Here is a 17,081-nt window from a genome sequence, read left to right on the forward strand (position 1 = left end):
GGTCAATTGAGACTTTTTCAATGATATTCTCGCAGGGGGCTCGATGTTAAGGCTGGAATAACGATAGATTGAGGCTGTATAGGACTTGAGTGTAAAGGCTTGAATATTAGGTGTTACTCGGTAGGATTGGTTTATCACGCTATAAATAGAGATGTCATGAAAGAAAAATTCGATCCAAATAAGGTATCGGTCAATACCTTCGATAAGCTCGCCCTGCGATATCAAGAGAAGTATATGGATTTAGCCATGTATATCGATACCTTTGAGGCTTTTATCGAAGCACTGCCAAAACAAGGTGCCAGAGTGCTGGAGCTTGCATGTGGCCCTGGCAATATCACTCGTTATCTATTAAGTAAAAGGCCTCAACTTTCGATTCTTGCTACCGATCTTGCGCCAAATATGTTGATGCTCGCTCAGCAAAATAACCCTCAGGTGGATGTGGCGCTACTCGATAGCCGTGAGCTTAATAGATTAGATGCGCACTTCGATGCCATCATGTGTGGCTTCTGCTTACCTTATTTGAATCAACAACAGGTGCTAAATTTGATCTCTGATGCGGCTCAAAGACTTACGGTTAATGGTGTGATTTATTTAAGTGCTATGGAAGGTGACTCTTTGGGGCCAAGGGTCGATACCTCGAGCGATGGGGATAAGATGTATACCTATTTCCACCGAGGCGCAGATATCGTTTCAGCGCTAGAATTAGCCGGTTTTAGTCTTATTGAACTTAAGCGTAAACTGCAGCCGAGCCCAATTGGTGAGGTAACGGATCTGTTCATTACAGCAAGGCTCGATAAAGGGGGGAGTCGAGCCTTACGGTCATGAACTGTTAGTTTTGTGCTAGCGCGAGCAGTTGAGGTAAATACAGGGGATCTTGCGAGGCAATCTGTGCTTGCTCGGTGAGAACTTGCTGCAAAATCTCATGGCTTGTCAGTGGATTGGCTAATACGACCCTAAAGACTACGGCTTTGATATTCATTAGCTGGTGGCTCTCTGGGTTAATCCGGGTACGTGACACAAACGAGGAGCCTTGTTCACGCTGAGTTTTTTGTACAAACTTTGTCAACCCATCTAATAGTTGATTAAACTTGCTGAGCGTCTCTGTATCGCCAATCTCTCGGGCTTTTGCCATCGCCAGCTGTACTGATTGCGGCACATAGCGATAGGTGAGCAGACAAAGCTCTGGCTTAGAGACCAGCTCAAAGTCGGCTTCTGCGGTGATCAAATCTGCGAAGTAGCGCGCCTTCTCGAGGCTGTTATTAATTAAAATTTCATAACCTTCACGACCAATCACCTTAAGGCAGGCATGCACTAGCATTGCCATTCCGGGGCGTGAACCTTCGAGGGTTTGACTGCCTAAATCTTTCGAGCCTTGGCGCAGAATATACTCGGCATGATGTTTAATGGCGTTGGCAAAGGTTGGGTCTTTAAATAGCACCATACCAGCGCCCATGGGCACATACATCTGCTTATGTGCATCGATGGTGACGGAGTCGGCGCGCTCAATACCCGCTAGCAGGTGACGATACTTATTCGATAATAAGCTCGCACCACCCCAAGCCGCATCCACATGGAAGTGACATTCGAGTTCAGCGGCCAGATCGGCAAGTTCATTGAGGGGGTCGATATTACCGGTTTCTGTCGTGCCAGCAACGCCCACAATGGCCATCACTCGAATGTTATCTTGCTCAAGCTGTTTTGCGAGTGCTCGCATCTTAGTGACATCGACCTTGTTATCGTTCGATGTCGGTACTTGAATAATGTTTTCTCGGCCAATGCCTAGTAGGTCGGCAGTCTTAGCGAGTGAGTAGTGGCCGCGTTCTGAGACTAAAATAGCTAAATCATCATAGCCATAATGGCGCAGAGCTTTTATTAGTCCCTGCTTAGCAACACCCTTAAAGTCGCCGTCAGCTTTTAATAACTGATTGCGTGCAGTCCACAGAGCGGTGATGTTAGCGACTGTGCCACCGGAGCAAAATGCGCCTAAAGAGACATTAGCGCTGTGCATCCAGCTTTGATAAAAGGCTTCATTCTCGTTATAAACCAGATGATGCATCATGCCGAGCACTTGGCGCTCGAGTGGCGTAAAGGCCTTTGAGGTCTCGATTTTCACCAAGTTTTGATTGAGCCCTACCATCATCTTAGACAGGGGTAATACAAAGTAAGGCAGGGCAGAAGTCATGTGGCCGATAAAGCTAGGTGCGGAGGTATGCACAGAATGAGCGACCAGCGTTTGCATCATATTGTCGGCGTAATCGGAGACAAACTGCGGCGCCGATGGGATCTGGTATTGTTGGAAATCCAGTTCAACTTCAGAAAGCGGCTTCTCGACAGCCACCACGCTCTCTTGTAAGAAACCCATCAGGTTTTGTGAGATATTTTGCTCAATCACACTAAGGGTAGAGTCAGGGGCTTCTGGAACCGTAAAAATTCGCAGTAACGCCTCTTCAGAAGCGGTGGCTTTTCTTGCTGTCATTGGGCTAAATTTCTCTACTAATCACGCTGTTTCTTAACTTAACTGCCGATAGAAACAGATGGTCAAAACGGACGCATAAAACGGACGGTCACTTTACTTTATGCTTTATGGTGCATCAAGTAGAAAAATAATAGCGATGGCTTTATCACCGTAATGGTGAGAGTGTCAGAGTGGGGTTTGTGTTAAGACATAGGGGATTGCTGAGCAAGAAAAGGTGCCGTTAAGCACCTTTTTTGGTTGATATCCAATGCAGATATGGGCTATTTAGCGGGTGAAAGTGCGTATAGCGCGGCGATATTTTTAGCTGTGCTGTAAAGGTTATGCTTGGCACTGGCAAGTACCTCTGCAAGCGGCAATGCTCTAGGGGTAATAGAGAACAGCGCATCGATACCATGTTCTAGTAGCACGTTGGCGTCATCGCTAACGCAACCTGCGATAGCTACCACAGGAACGCCTTGAGCTTTAGCGACACCGGCAACGCCCATAGGGGTTTTACCGTGAAGAGTTTGGCTGTCGAGGCGGCCTTCACCTGTAATCACTAAATCAGCTCCCTTAGTCAGGTCAGCCAAGTTAACCGTTTCCATCACGATATCGATACCGGGTTTTAGCTGGGCATTTAGAAAGGTCATCACACCAAGGCCCATGCCGCCAGCAGCACCAGCGCCAGCGAGTTCTCGGTTATCATCAATGCCTGAGCCCGCTATGATATCGGCGAAATGGGCTAATGCCTTGTCAAGCTGCAGCACCATTTCTGGCGTTGCCCCTTTTTGTGGACCAAAAATAGCCGAGGCGCCTTTGTCTCCGCATAGGGGGTTATTCACATCGCAGGCGACTTCGAAGCTGCACTCTTTGATCAATGGGTGTAGATCGTTTAACTCGAGTTTAGCTAATTGCATTAATGCTGCGCCGCCAACAGAAAGGGTTTTGCCCTGACTGTCGAGTAAGTGTGCACCAATGGCTTGAGCCATACCTGCGCCGCCATCATTGGTGGCGCTGCCGCCAAGGCCGATGATGATATGTTTTATACCGCGATTGAGGGCATCGACAATCAACTCACCGGTACCGTAACTGGTAGTAATAAGCGGATTTCGCTTGTCTTGGGCAACCAAATGCAGCCCAGACGCAGCTGCCATTTCAATTACGGCCGTTTTTTTCTTTCCCTGATAGCCAGCGCCTAAGATGCCATAGAAGGCCTCAACTTTATCGCCTAATGGACCCGTGACATTGAGTGTGACAATACAGCCATCGGTGGCATCGACCATCGATTGCACTGTACCTTCGCCCCCATCGGCGACAGGAACTTTAATGTACTCAGCAGTGGGCAATACAGTGCGAAATCCTCGTTCAATCTCATTTGCCACTTCCATTGCGGTCAGGCTTTCTTTGAAAGAGTCGGGGGCTATCACAATTTTCATGCAGTATTCCTATAAGACTAAATTCAACCAATTGAATCAGACTAATCTTGATATGGTTAACTTTGGTGCGTAAGTTGATTACGTTAGTTGATATTAGGCGAGCATTTTTATGCTCGCCTAAATATTGAGTAGCAAATGTTTATAGCAACACTAAGCTTAGTAGATAAACCAAAGCCATAGCCGTAACACCTTGAATTAGCGTAGCCATAGTTTGGGCTTTATAGGCTTGTTTAACACTCATGCGGCTAAACTGGGTCACGACCCAGAAGAAGCTGTCGTTTGCATGAGATACTGTCATTGCGCCTGCGCCGATTGCCATAACCGTCAGTACGCGTCCCATGTCACTGGCAAGGCCGATATCGCCTAGCATAGGCGCAATTAGTGCAGAGGTTGCCACCAAGGCAACGGTTGACGAGCCTTGAGCCGATTTAAGCGCTGCAGCAACCACGAACGGCATAAAGATCCCAATACCTAGTGCTGACAATGACTCACCTAAGAAGGTGCCGATGTCTGTGGCTTTTAGTACTGCGCCAAATGCACCGCCTGCACCTGTGATAAGCAAAATAGGCGCTGCAACCACTAAACCTTGGCTGATACGCTCACTAAACTCTTTAATTTTGTCGTTGCCTTTCAGCAATGATAGTGACAGGAATAGACCAATCATCAAGGCATTAACAGGCTGACCTAAGAAGGCCAAGATATCGAAAAGCATGCCATCGCCAAGTGGCGCCGATGGGAAGTTGGCAATCGAGCCTAAACAGATCATCAAAATTGGTACAAAAATCGGTGCAAATGCACGAGTTGGGCTAGGAAGCTCGCCATAGGCCTGCTTAAGCTTGTCAAAATCATCTTGGTGACTCAAAAGCTCTTCAGCGCCTTCACCATCTGGCTGGGTATTGGCGAAGCGGTTAGCCCACAGGGTACCAGCTAGTGCGGCGATAGCGGCGACAAAGATACCAACAAAAATGACTAAGCCAAGATTTGATTCTAGACCTAAGTTACCGGCAGCGGCGATAGGACCTGGTGTGGGTGGCACAAAGGTGTGAGTGGCATACAGGCCCGTTGCGAGTGCGACGCTCATAGACACGCTCGACACCTTCATACGGTTAGCCATCGACTGCTTGAGCGAGTTTAAGATCACAAAGCCAGAGTCGCAAAAAACAGGGATTGAAACGATATAGCCAATGATCGACATGGTGAGTGTCGGAAAGCGTTTTCCCAAGACTTTAATGACCACGTCCGCCATGGTAATCGCTGCGCCGCTTTTCTCGAGGATAGTACCTATGATGGTACCTAATACGATAACTAGACCAATGTAGCCTAAGATCCCGCCGAAACCTGAGGTGATGGTTTTAGCGATATCGGCGCTTGGTAGACCGTAGGCAAATGCGGCAAGAAACGATGCCAGAATAAGGGTTAAAAATGGATGTAGCTTAAATTTAGCGGTGGCGATGACGATAAACGCAATCACAGCCAATAAGATCAGTACTAGGCTCATAGGGATCCCTATTTGGGTATTTTTATATGTAAGGTTTGTTTTATTTATGCCGAGTAGGGAGCACTGAGACTGACAGCGCACCAAGGTATTTCAGGCGGAAATATTATGCTGTGGTGCTGAAATTATTTCTTTGGTGGAGTTCACTAATTTTAGGTGGATAATAAAAGTTTTATTGTGCGGATGCACAAGGTTATGGCTGGTGTAACTTATTGAAAGCGCTTGATTGAGTACAGCATAACTTTTTAGCAGTCACTGTGCTTGACGGTAATCACAGGCTCAGTGGCGTTAATGGCATTTTCGTAACGAATATGGCAGTTAAAGCTGACGCTTTTATCGTTCAGGTCTTCAGAAAAAAAGATGTAAATGTGGTTATTGGCGGTGGACTTGTCGATAAAGAAAGGGGCTGCATCAGGGTCTTGCTGAATCGTTGTCAGTGAAACAGAGTCGATATTGAGCCATGCCTTCACTTGGCGGTTAAGCTCATCAAAACTGTCTGTACCATCAACAGCAGGGTAGCCGTTATAAAGTGGAATAGTGACCCCAGCATGGACAATATTGCCTGCCCCCTTTGCTTGCCCTTCAATAACTGCTTTGCTGTGGACTAAATCTAAGCCGCTTTCCATGGCAGCTGCAATACCGTCTAAGGTCGCGATCTTACTGTCAGTTTTAAGAACGACAAACTTTGGTAGGGCTACAATCGCTATGACCCCAAGTACTATAATCACTACGACCATTTCGATTAAGGTAAAGCCGCGTTTACCTGTTGAGATTAAGGTCATGATCGCCCCCTTTCGCTTAAGGTTGTTTTAGCATTACCTGGCCAATATACAGTTGCAGTAACCCATCGAGTTGGTTGAGATTAGCGCCGGTGATCTGCTGGATCCTATCGAGCCGATAACGTAGCGTATTTCGGTGAATAAAAAGTACATTAGCACATTGTTGTAGGTCACCAAAGTGTTGCAGGTAAGCGGTTAGCGTTTTGACTAACTGGCCATTTTTATCGGCGCTAAGAAGAGCCTGATAAGGGCAGAGTAACTCCTTACCACGCCAGCTATCTTTTAAAGCGGATAGTAGCACTAATAGTGAATAATCTTCGTAAAGGTACTTACTCTGCTCAGGCCGCATCTGTTGGCCAATGGCAAGGGTTTCTAACGCGGTTTGATAGGAGCGGTTGAGATCCTCAGGAGCAGGGAAATAATGCCCTAGAGAGATCTTTAGCCGGCTGACAAACTCTTTAGGTAATCTTGCAAGCAGTTGGTCGATACGCTCACTTTCAAGGTTGGGATCCCAGGTTTTACCATCCAAGAATGCAGGTTTTAAAATAACCAGCTCGGTCATCGAGCTCATTGCGACCAAGTTGCCCCGAGAGGGGGTTTCTAGCAGGTGCATGACCTGTTTTAACATAGAGTTAGCAGCGGTTTCCTCTTCGTTAGCTTGCACCTTTATCACAGCGACAACTCTCGGCAAATTAAGGTCTATCTCCAACTGGGAGGCCCAATTTCGCTGGTGAGCAGTGAATGCCCCCTCAGATTTAATTAAATCAATGATCAGTTCCTCTTTTTGACGGTACTGCCATTGAGCTTGCTCTAAGGTGTTGGCTTGCTCGACGATAATTTCGGCAGTCATCTTTAAGAGTTCACCGTAGCTACGTAGCTTTTCAGGCTCACCTGTGATGCCGATAACACCAATTATCTTGCCTTTATAGTGCAGTGGCAGGTTGATTCCAGGCTTTACCCCTTGCAGCGTACCTGTGCTGTGAGTGCTGATCTCTACGGTGCGTTTTTGGCTAATAGCTAACAATGCACCTTCGTGAACAGCACCGATACGGTGAGGTTCACCCGAGCCTAAGATCACCCCATGATTATTCATCACATTGATATTATGACCAATGATCTTCATGGTGCGCTTTACAATTTGCCGTGCCAAATAACCATCTAGAAAATACACTTTATCCTCACTAACGACTAAGAAACGACTAAGACAGATGATAGAGACTGCTTTAACTATGGGGGCTTTTTATTAAGCTCAAGTACAGTGCCTTAAAGTGAAGAAGTGTGGCATTACTTTTTAAGCTAACTGTGAGCTTGATACATATTTTGCGAGTCGTTTATGTAGAGTTTATTAAAGACGTTACACGCCTTTGTAGTTGGGGAATTATCTGTTGTTCAAACTCAGGGTGGCGCTTAAGCCAGATGTTGTTTCTTGGGCTTGGATGAGGCATAACTAAGGTAGTTGGCCATAAATCCTGCCAGTTTGCCACAGATTGAGTGACACTGAGTTTCTGCTTGAGGTGCCACTCGATGGCATACTTTCCGACTAAAAGTGTCAGTTCTATATGTTCAAGTTGAGCAAGCACCTCTTGGCGCCACCTTTTAGCACATTCTGGGCGAGGGGGCTTGTCGCCGCTCTGCTTATCGGCACTGGTGTAACTGCCTGGATAACAAAATCCCATGGGGACGATGGCGAATAGCTCAGGATCATAGAACTGTTCGCGGGTAACCCCAAGCCAAGTCCGCAGCCGTTCGCCACTGGCGTCATCGAAAGGGCGACCCTTGTGATGTGTTTTTTGCCCTGGCGCTTGGCCTGCTATCAGAATCTTTGCCTGCTTGCCTAATTGAACAATGGGTTTGGCCCCAAGAGGCAGAAACTCAGAGCAGATCTGGCATTGTTCAATCTCAGCTTTGAGGGCGGTGAAGCTGTATACATTAGGCATGGGCTATCCGTTTAATATTGCAGCAGGGCGTTAGCTGTACTGTAAAATTTGATAAGCCCAGTAGCCTAAGTAACCGTAGCCAATAGCAAGAGTTGATAGGCTTAAGAATTTCACTTTTATATCGGCTTGGCTAATCAAGGCTACATGAGCGCAGGCGATGGCAAAAATAGCAATGGGTGCAACGTAATAAGCAGCGATTAATAGCGCGATAGCGGCCAGTGCGATAATCAGCGCGCTGTGTTTCCCCGGCGCTTTTGCCGCGGAAAGGTTCAGTTGAAGTGGTAGTAAGCTCAGGCCAATACTGACGATAATAACGCCTATATTCATAGAGATAGCACCTGGAGTATCGAAGTAAATTAGTGCGATAAACAGGGCTATAATGGCGGGGATAATCGCTATTAATGTGTGCATGTTAGCGAAATTTCGGCTGTGGTATTTGCCTGTGAAGTAGAACAAACCGTTTAGCAGTAAGTTGAATAAGCTAAAGCCACCTAACGTAATGGCGAGTAGTAAGACATTGGTGGTGTCGTTAGCCATCGCAAAAGCTGGTAAAGGGGCGAGCACTGCAGTTGCAACAGTGGCTTTTAAAATTGTTGTCGAATGAGTCATGAAAGTATTTTAGAGGAAATTAATGATATTAAGATCTCCTAAAGCAGTAATAAGTTCAAGGTGAATGGTGAGGAAGTCAGTTTTTAGTTCAGTTTTTTATCTTTGCGGTGATCAAGTTCACTAAACTTGGAGGAAATGGAGTCGTTTCTATTTGATTTCAGGCAATAAAAAGCCCGCATTCAGCGGGCTTTTTGTCTAAGGAAGCTATGTCTTACAAACGGTAGCTCATGCTTAGCATGATTAGGTGTGCGTTGTAGTCGTGGCTATTGCTGCCAAAGCTCAACACATTCCAAATGCCATCCGGTGCAATATCATTGCCTGCATCGTTGTCTTTATAGTTTTCCATCTTATAGTCTAGGCGCAGATCCATCTTCTCTGTCGCTTTGTATAAGGCGTAAACGTTGACGTTATGCACTTTAGCGTAATAATCACCATAGTCACCAGTAATGCCCTGAGTTACTTGGGTGTTACTGTTAGAGTCTGAATAAGTGTAATCAACACCTAGGCGAAGCTTTTGCTCCATAAGGTTGTTGTAGCTAAAGCCGGCACCGAGTACATCGACTTGATCTTCAACGCTGCCAAACCAGTTTGGCGCACCAAGGTTAGTGCTACCAGCTTGCTCTGAGTCGATGTTCTGACGGTTGTAGAAAGCCGTTACCGTCATGTCATCATTGATTAGATAACTGACACTGGCGTCGTAACTTAAATCTTTTGACTCAGTTAGGCCAATCTGTGTTTCGTTATAATCATCAAGGGCGTAACGAGCACCAAAATCTAGTGTTAGGCTATCGATTGGGCTGTGAGTTACGCGAGCTTCAACTTGAGTGCGTTTTCTATCGGCAAGATTGTACTTACGTAGCAGATCGTTTTGCTCGCTAGATGTCCACTCAGACGCTTGGTAATGAGAACCGTCACGTTCACCGTAACTACCCTTAATCCACATGTTCCAGTTAGCAAAAGCACTTAGCTGGTACTTGGCCCAAAGGGTGTTTTCTTCCGTTGTTTCACGGTCTGAATAGCTACGCTCATCTTTACGGTAGTCGAATCCACCTTCAAGCTTATGGCCGCGTGCTAGACGGTAGTCTGCACCCACTTTAGCTTTATGAGTGGTGATATCGTAAGGCGTGTTGTAAGCCGCTTGGCCCGTTGTAGAATCGATGCTGATCTGCGTCCACTCTTCAACATTGGTCTTGTTATCACGGTCGCTATAATCATAGCTTGCGTTTAAACGTAGTTGACGATTAATACGAGAAACAACCTTAAGGGTTGCACCTTGAGTGTCAACTCGACCATCTAGCGACTCAGTAGGCATCTGATAGCCGTAGCCTGAAGTGCTGAAGTCCTGATCTTGGGTCATCTGCCCCAAGTAGACTCGACCATTCATCACGGTTCTGCCTGCCACATATTGGCCTAATACTGAAACAGTGTGTGCTTCGTTATCAGGGTCTAGCGACATGTAGCCAGTGGTTTGTGCACCAAAGGTTGGGACAAATGCATTTTCAAAAGACAGTTCACTGTAATCATTCTTGAAAATTGAGCCGTTGTAGTTTACTGAAGTAAACCAGTTGTCACCAGATAGGCGAACGCCCGCTTCAAGGGTATCAGTGGTGTAGTCAACAGGCTCGGCAATCATCATAGATTGATTGTAAAAACTACCCGATGCTTGTTTTAAGCCAGTCTTGTCTTCACGTTGATAGTTAACGTAAGTGTTCCACAAGCTTTCACCCTGGTACTCGAAACCTAAGCCAGCGCGTTCACGTTTTAGAGAAAGCTCAAGTGGATTAAGGCTTGAATACAAGTTAGTCATGTCTTGGGTGCTGCCGCCATGAACCCAATCACCCGGTAGGGTTAGGTCATCGCCACCAATACCTTGATAAGGGCTCATCGCCTTATCGGTTTTGTAGGTCGCGATTTGACGGTAGTTTAGGTTCAAGTTGTATTGACCCGCTTTACCTGCGTTGATTTCGGCACGGCCGTTTTCCATACCGAGGTTTTCAGCTTCAATACTTGCTTGGTATCCGTTTTCACCGGTGTATTTCACATCGGCGTCAACTTTGCCTGCAAAGCCATCTTTGGTAGCAAACGCATTAGCTGAACGAATATCATCGCTGTCGCTATAACCTGCGCCCACACCTACAGTACCTGATACACCTTTTTCGACTTTACAGTTCTTACAAACCCATTTGTCGAATTTTACTTTTTCAGTGTTCGCATTTTGAATGCCATAGCCATCAGCAGCGATAGCTGCGCCAGATAGCATTCCGGCATTAGTTAGCAAAGCGAGCGTGACTAAATTTAATTTGAATTTCATCTTCTCGTCTCCGTTAGCGCTGCAGTAGCTTGCCAGATGGATGGTTTGAACCATGGATCTGGTTATGACAGTTCAGACAGCTACGGCCGCCTGTCATGGCATTGCCGCCGACAGTTGAACCTTGAGCTGTGTTGCCAAAGAGTGCTTGACCGCTGTGAGCAGAAGAGTGGCACTGTTGACATAGCTGTGGAGCACGAGTCTTAAGCATACCTTCGTTAACGCTTCCATGTGGGTTGTGGCATGTCACACAGTCTTCAGTAACGGGTGCATGCTCCCACAGTTTTGGGCCGCGCTTCTCCGCATGGCATGAGTAGCAGGTTTCATTAACGTTAGGCTTAACAAGATCTGCATCGCTCATGGTGCCGTGTGGATTGTGACAATCGCTACACACCATTTGCGCCCACTTCATTGGGTGGCTTGAACGCTTGTTCATGTCAGCTTTTTGCTGAGTATGACAGCTGGTACACACTTCCATTTCGGTGTTCTTAGATAGCACAGGATCTTTAGCTGTGTGCACTGAGTGACAAGAAGCACAGGCAACGTCTGCATTGTCATGGTGGCCACCATTCCAATCCATACGCTTGTCGTCTTTATGACAGCTCAAACAAACACTGTTTTGCAGCTCTGGTGCCAGAGTTGAGTCTGGGCCAAAAGCGATCATCGGCTCGTTACCGCCACGGTTATGTTTACCCATAGGGCCGTGACACGCTTCACACTGAAGGCCAGCCATTGGGCTTTTGCTTGAGTCTACAGAGCCGTGAACGCCTTTGAATAGGTCCATCACTTTTTCAGACTTGCGGTGACACATAAGGCAAGAGTCAGCACCTTTAGGTGAGTATTTACCTTCGGCAAATTTCTGATCCAGTGTCGCTTCGACTTCATCAGGAGTCATCTTGGCGTCCCACTTAGAAGCCGTAGCCGTCTGAGCGAAACCAAGTGAAAGTACCGCCGATGCCATTAAGGCCGGTAGTAGGGTTTTTAATCTTTTAGTGATCTTCATAATAGCTTCCTAAACTTGCACAATTTTGAAGAGAAAGTGGGGGAGAGGCTCCCCCGTTTTCAAAACTCAGTAACTCAATTGATAACGACTTGAGTCATTAAGCGTTGCGCAAATTACATCTTCACAGAAGTGTGATCGTCTGCAGTTGGCTTGTGGCAGAAGAAACAGGTCTCTAGTTGTGCAGCATCACTAACAGCTTGCTTATCAAAGCTATTAACGATTGCGCCTTGGCCTTCAACGTGAGCCTTAAACTTGTTTAGAGACTCGTCGCTATAGGTATGACAAGACATACAAGTCGCAGCGATAGGTGTTGAATATGCTCCGCCAGCTGTAGCCAAAGCGCCTTTCTTCTTGAATGCATCAAGGTTTAGGTCGTTATGACACTGGTCACAAGTCATGCCTGCAATTGCTGCGTAATCACCTGCGCTATGAACCTTATGTACTTTCATCTCTAACGCGCCCATGTTTGCACCGCTAGCATAGGTACCATCAGGAGTGTGACAAGTAACACAGCCATCTACGCCGACAACCATTTCACCGTTTACTTCACGGCCAAGTTGCTCAGTCATCACAAAGCCTGCATGGTACTTAGTATGGCTATTTAAAGGCCACTCAGTGCCATGACAGCTTTCACAAGCTTTGATGTTAACAGAGTCTGTATGACGTACACTTGCTGCTTCACCAGATAGCGTGCCGTGAGCCATCGCTGCCTTCATACTGGTGTGTGATACACCCTCTTCGCACTTAACTGCGGTTGTACCATCGTTGCAAAGAGACAGGCCGATAAAGCTAAATGCGGTATCTTCGTCACCTTCACCATATGGAAGATCTTTAATCACAGTAACGAACTTACCATCAATAATTTCAACTTTTGGATCAACAGATAACGCGCCATCTTTGACTAGGTTAATAAGAACTTTATGTTCGCCATTGATAGGGTTGTTGTTGTAACCCATAATTGGGTAGTTAGGGCCAACGTTAGTGATTGCTTCTAGTTGCTTAATATTGCCAATAAAAGTCGTTGCATCAATCGCAGTACCAGCTGCATCAGTAATGGTCACACTTAACGTCGTCTCACTACCTGCATCAATTGCAGCAGCGGTTAAACTTGTTTCCATACCATACTGCTCGACGAAGGCTTTCTTTTGAACGAAGCCTTCAGTGTGGATCTCTTCAGTCCAGCTCGCGTTATGACAAGCGATACAGTTTGAGTTGTCTGCTTGTTGTGAGTGGCCTTTACCAGCAATGAAATCGATGCCAGTGTGACAGCTTGTACAAGTTTCCATGGTTGGAACACGTGACCAGTTGCCCCATTCGCCTAGCTCATCGCTGCCTTCTGTTGGTGCTACGTGACAAGTCGTACAATTGTCTTGCACGATAGAGTTAGCTGTTTCTGCACTCTTGTCCATGTTTCTGCCGTACATCTTAGCGTCGTTATGTACGTTATGGATTAAGTGATTGTATGCAACCTGTGGCTTGCCTTTACTATCTGCCATCTCTTGGGTATGACATGCTGCACAAGTTTCTGAAGAAGTATAACTGTGGTAGATTTTCTTACCTTCAGCGTGGCATGAGTTACAGCTAGCGGTTGCAACAACATCTTTAGTGTAAGTCGCTTCATAGCCTTCGCCTGAGAAATCTTGAGACACCTCGGTGCGTGGCACGGTTGTTTCGCCATCGGCGAGAGTCGAAGCACTGGCGATGATGTTATAACGCTGAGTCAGCTCAGAGTTGTAGCCTTCAACTGGAATAGTGAAGCTATAGTTACCATTCTTTTGGTCAACAAACTCTTTTTGTGAACCAATGTATTGCCATTCAGCACTGTTACCCGCACCTGTAGCGCCTTGTGGGATAAGCTGTACAACTTTTTTCACTTCAAGCGCAGTTAGACCAACAACAGGTAGGTCTTCTTCGTTTGTCGCAAACACATTGATTGTCGGAACGCCATCTGCGTAAGTGACATCGGTCACTTTTAGATTTAGCGTGTTGATGTAATCAGCAGCTGGGCCACCTGGGTTGCCTGGATTACCGTCTTTACCATCGTCGCCACCACAGCCTGTTAGGGCCATAGAGACAGCACCTGCTGCTAGAAGCAGCGCTATTTTAGATTTGTTTGTATTCATCATTTTTTCCCTGCATAGGTTTGGCACTGTCTTAGGCGTGTGGCTCAATTTAGTGAGGCCGACTGTAATTTTTTAATTGCCGCTTAAGTCAATGCTGGAAATAAGATTCCCCAATGAAAGGCTAACGTAATGTAGGGTTAAAATCTGCATAACAGGTGTCAAGATGTGACCTGGATCTGCCTATTTCTAAAGAGGTATTAGGGGGAGGGGGGGAACTGGCTAAAAGTTGAAAAATTTGAACTTATATACGTGATAAATGTAATAAAAGTTTTCAGAGCTTGTTGTTAACGCTTGCTATTAAAAAGGGAGGCTAAGCCTCCCTTTTTGGTACTAGAATCTAACTAAGGGAGTAACAGCTTAGTGGCTGCTGCCCCAGTTTGAGTGAGCGTCTAGTAGTGCAGCATCTTTATGACAAGTCGCACAAGTCTCTTGTACATCTAATGCTTCGTACTCAGAGGCTGGGATACCTAGTGTTGATAGAGATGCACCTTCTTGAACTAAGATACCGCCCATTGACTGAATGTGTGAAGCTGCAGAGCTATCTAGCGCGTATGGCGCCTGGTGACAGCTTACACAAGCCGCAGTTTGTGGAGAGACAACAAGCTGCTCACCCCAAATAGTCTTGCCTTCAGCATCAGTACCTAGGTTTTCTTTACCGAATGCAACAGGAGCAGCATCGCCTTTGATCTTGCTTAGCGAGAAGCCATCTTCACCGTGACACGCCTGACACTCAGCTTTCTTGAAGAACATCTTTCCAGAGCTGTCGTATAGGTAGTGCTTGCTATGAACGATATAAGCTAGGTTAGATGAGCCTGTACCTTTCTTGTCGCGAGTACCGTTGTGACAAGTTGCACAGCCGTCCATATCGTTGCTGAAGCGGTGCTTGATGTCGGTAGTGTGACACTGCTGACAGTCAGTCATTGCAGCGTGTTGTACACGTGGAGTATCTTCAACTTTAGTGCCATCTACTTCGAAGTAGAACGTATCAGATACTGCATATGGGCCAGAGTTAGAAATTGAACCATCAGTAGCCTCTTTACAGTCTTCTACAGCACCTTTACCGTCAAAACAAACGTGTAGCTGGCTGCTTAGCGCGGCTTTAACACCTTCAGTTTCCATTACTTCAGCAACTTTATAGTCAGCGTCAGTAAAGGTCACATCGATAGAGCCTTCAGCGCCGGCAGCGAACTTGTCGTAGCCAACTTTTTGGTAATTAACAACGAAGTCATCGTCTACAACACCGTTAAATACGATTGCGCTGGTGTATCCACCATATTTGTATGGGCTAGGATCGATCTGTGCAAGCGTAACAGTGGTGTCACCGTTAGTGACAGTCATGTTAGCAACAACAGTCTTAGACGCTGCATCATAGCTCATGCTGTTAAAGGTAACTTTAGTCACAGCAGCTTGTGCATTGTCGTTTTCAGCATAGTGACCACGCTCTGCACCACGGTAACCGTCAGGGTCGTTGTGGCAGCTTACACAGTTCTTTTTGCTTTCTTGGATCTGGTTGTTATCTGGATCCCAATGCCAGCTTGGTACTGCGTATGGGCTGTTGTGACAGTTCATACAAGTCGCAGTATCGATATCGCCTTTCCAAGCGTCAGCCATTGCTAGATTTTCATCAGGCTGGTGACAAGTTAGACAGTTTGAAGCTGACTGTGGGTAGATACCGTTATAGTAAGAGTGGCTGTGAATATCGTGAGCCATACCCTTGATTGAACCATCGAACTGGTATGGTTCGCCAACAGCATTGCCGTCTTCATCTTTGTCTTGCTTCATGTAAGTGTTGTAGTCTGCATGACAGAAAGTACAAGACTCAAGGGTAACGTGTTTGCCGCCATGTAGCGCTAATGCACCATCTTGACCTGGACGGTGACAAGATTGACATGTTTCGTTGGCGATAACAGCCTTTGGCTTGTCCTGAGCTGTGTCAGAACTTGGTTGCCAGTAGAAGAAACTATTGTCTACTAGGGTTGAGCCTGCATCGTTTGCAGATTTTACGCCTAAATAGATGCCGCTTGTTGCATCCGCGTCAAATGCATATTTATCTAAAGTATCAACAGCTTTGTTTAATACTAATGTGTAGCTGCCGTCGCCGTTGTCAGTTAGGCAGTCTTCGCAGTTTTTACCTTGGAAGTATGATGAGCCTGTGTAGTGGCCTTCACCTTTATCTTTGTTGAAGTAGCTCAACCAGATTTCGCGTGGTGAACCTTCAATATCAGTAGTGCCGACTTCGTCTTCGTTACCCATACGGCCGAAAGAAACTGCACCAATATCATTTTGCTGTAAACCAAATACAGCTGCGCCGTTAGCGTCAGCTAGATTGAAGTTTACTGTTAGGAAGCCGTCTTCGCTCACACTTGCTGAAGTGATGTCAGCTTTTACTTGTGATACTGCACCGATAGGCTTGCCAACTGGACCTGGCTTACCATCTTCACCATTTTTTCCATCATCACCGCTACAGCCAGTAACTGCTAGTGATAGCAATCCGGCTGTAAGCAATGCTTTTGAAGCAGCGCTTAGATTAAATTTGTTCATCATTTTATGTCCCTGCAATAGTTTTTAATCATCACTAACTGCAGGTCTTTTATGAGAATTATTCTCACCTCGCTGCAATTAGTGTGTGGAATTTTATTTCCAACTCTAAGGCTATCTAACAGGGAGATATTTAGCAGGTGTTTTAGCCCCTTTATGTGATTAAGGTCAGACTATTTCTTTAGAGGTAGTCAGAAAAGTGTGTTTTTAGGACTAATTTAATTATCGATTAAGAATTGTTCGTAGATGAAATATCATTTGTTGCGTAGTTGTTGTTTGTTTTGTGTCCAAGTTTTAGTCTGTTTATTTAGATGTTTTTTCTTTATGCATTACATACATAGTGTCTGAATTGTTGACGAAGAGATTTAGCTTTTAGGGGTAAAAAAAACGGGAAGATT

General features: G+C 46.0%; 12 protein-coding genes. 1 reads left to right on the forward strand and 11 read right to left on the reverse strand.

The window, feature by feature from the left end:
- Nucleotides 1–156 precede the first annotated feature (156 nt).
- Nucleotides 157–825, forward strand: a complete 669-nt coding sequence (locus tag L1D44_RS09860) for a class I SAM-dependent methyltransferase (RefSeq protein ID WP_239890257.1) — start codon at nucleotides 157–159, stop codon at nucleotides 823–825.
- A gap of 4 nt (nucleotides 826–829) precedes the next feature.
- Here the strand turns inward: L1D44_RS09860 and panP are convergent, their stop codons facing one another.
- The 11 genes from panP to L1D44_RS09915 all read right to left on the reverse strand — a co-directional run bounded on the left by panP (nucleotide 830) and on the right by L1D44_RS09915 (nucleotide 16,689).
- Nucleotides 830–2,476 carry a pyridoxal-dependent aspartate 1-decarboxylase PanP gene (gene panP, locus L1D44_RS09865; protein ID WP_239890259.1) on the reverse strand — a complete coding sequence of 549 codons (1,647 nt, stop codon included), beginning with the start codon at nucleotides 2,474–2,476 and terminating at the stop codon, nucleotides 830–832.
- Nucleotides 2,477–2,736: 260 nt separating this feature from the next.
- On the reverse strand, nucleotides 2,737–3,891 hold the full coding sequence (locus L1D44_RS09870) for a glycerate kinase (RefSeq protein ID WP_239890261.1): 1,155 nt from the start codon (nucleotides 3,889–3,891) through the stop codon (nucleotides 2,737–2,739).
- A 139-nt stretch (nucleotides 3,892–4,030) separates the two neighbouring features.
- Complete coding sequence (locus L1D44_RS09875; protein ID WP_239890262.1) at nucleotides 4,031–5,389, reverse strand: GntP family permease; 1,359 nt, start codon at nucleotides 5,387–5,389, stop codon at nucleotides 4,031–4,033.
- A gap of 242 nt (nucleotides 5,390–5,631) precedes the next feature.
- A complete protein-coding gene (locus L1D44_RS09880) occupies nucleotides 5,632–6,168 on the reverse strand; it encodes a prepilin-type N-terminal cleavage/methylation domain-containing protein (protein ID WP_239890264.1) in 537 nt (178 codons plus the stop codon).
- A 16-nt stretch (nucleotides 6,169–6,184) separates the two neighbouring features.
- Nucleotides 6,185–7,336, reverse strand: coding sequence for a sugar diacid recognition domain-containing protein (locus L1D44_RS09885; protein ID WP_239890266.1), 1,152 nt, complete (start codon nucleotides 7,334–7,336; stop codon nucleotides 6,185–6,187).
- A gap of 160 nt (nucleotides 7,337–7,496) precedes the next feature.
- A complete protein-coding gene (locus L1D44_RS09890; protein WP_239890268.1) occupies nucleotides 7,497–8,102 on the reverse strand; it encodes a uracil-DNA glycosylase family protein in 606 nt (201 codons plus the stop codon).
- A 30-nt stretch (nucleotides 8,103–8,132) separates the two neighbouring features.
- The gene (locus L1D44_RS09895) at nucleotides 8,133–8,711 is read right to left on the reverse strand and encodes a hypothetical protein (protein WP_239890270.1); all 579 of its coding nucleotides are present in this window, start codon (nucleotides 8,709–8,711) and stop codon (nucleotides 8,133–8,135) included.
- A gap of 211 nt (nucleotides 8,712–8,922) precedes the next feature.
- A complete protein-coding gene (locus L1D44_RS09900) occupies nucleotides 8,923–11,022 on the reverse strand; it encodes an MtrB/PioB family decaheme-associated outer membrane protein (RefSeq protein ID WP_239890272.1) in 2,100 nt (699 codons plus the stop codon).
- A 13-nt stretch (nucleotides 11,023–11,035) separates the two neighbouring features.
- A complete protein-coding gene (locus L1D44_RS09905; RefSeq protein WP_239890274.1) occupies nucleotides 11,036–12,022 on the reverse strand; it encodes a DmsE family decaheme c-type cytochrome in 987 nt (328 codons plus the stop codon).
- Nucleotides 12,023–12,135: 113 nt separating this feature from the next.
- A complete protein-coding gene (locus L1D44_RS09910) occupies nucleotides 12,136–14,148 on the reverse strand; it encodes an OmcA/MtrC family decaheme c-type cytochrome (RefSeq protein WP_239890276.1) in 2,013 nt (670 codons plus the stop codon).
- 354 nt (nucleotides 14,149–14,502) lie between these two features.
- Nucleotides 14,503–16,689 carry an OmcA/MtrC family decaheme c-type cytochrome gene (locus tag L1D44_RS09915; protein ID WP_239890278.1) on the reverse strand — a complete coding sequence of 729 codons (2,187 nt, stop codon included), beginning with the start codon at nucleotides 16,687–16,689 and terminating at the stop codon, nucleotides 14,503–14,505.
- Between the last annotated feature and the right edge of the window lie 392 nt (nucleotides 16,690–17,081).

The sequence above is a fragment of the Shewanella sp. Isolate13 genome, from assembly GCF_022398325.1.
Lineage (GTDB): Bacteria > Pseudomonadota > Gammaproteobacteria > Enterobacterales > Shewanellaceae > Shewanella.

Coding starts and splice junctions, on each gene's coding strand:
- L1D44_RS09910 (WP_239890276.1), bottom strand. CDS start 14,148: ATGATGAATACAAACAAATCTAAAATAGCGCTGCTTCTAGCAGCAGGT.
- L1D44_RS09870 (WP_239890261.1), bottom strand. CDS start 3,891: ATGAAAATTGTGATAGCCCCCGACTCTTTCAAAGAAAGCCTGACCGCA.
- L1D44_RS09890 (WP_239890268.1), bottom strand. CDS start 8,102: ATGCCTAATGTATACAGCTTCACCGCCCTCAAAGCTGAGATTGAACAA.
- L1D44_RS09895 (WP_239890270.1), bottom strand. CDS start 8,711: ATGACTCATTCGACAACAATTTTAAAAGCCACTGTTGCAACTGCAGTG.
- L1D44_RS09875 (WP_239890262.1), bottom strand. CDS start 5,389: ATGAGCCTAGTACTGATCTTATTGGCTGTGATTGCGTTTATCGTCATC.
- L1D44_RS09860 (WP_239890257.1), top strand. CDS start 157: ATGAAAGAAAAATTCGATCCAAATAAGGTATCGGTCAATACCTTCGAT.
- L1D44_RS09915 (WP_239890278.1), bottom strand. CDS start 16,689: ATGATGAACAAATTTAATCTAAGCGCTGCTTCAAAAGCATTGCTTACA.
- L1D44_RS09900 (WP_239890272.1), bottom strand. CDS start 11,022: ATGAAATTCAAATTAAATTTAGTCACGCTCGCTTTGCTAACTAATGCC.
- panP (WP_239890259.1), bottom strand. CDS start 2,476: ATGACAGCAAGAAAAGCCACCGCTTCTGAAGAGGCGTTACTGCGAATT.
- L1D44_RS09905 (WP_239890274.1), bottom strand. CDS start 12,022: ATGAAGATCACTAAAAGATTAAAAACCCTACTACCGGCCTTAATGGCA.
- L1D44_RS09880 (WP_239890264.1), bottom strand. CDS start 6,168: ATGACCTTAATCTCAACAGGTAAACGCGGCTTTACCTTAATCGAAATG.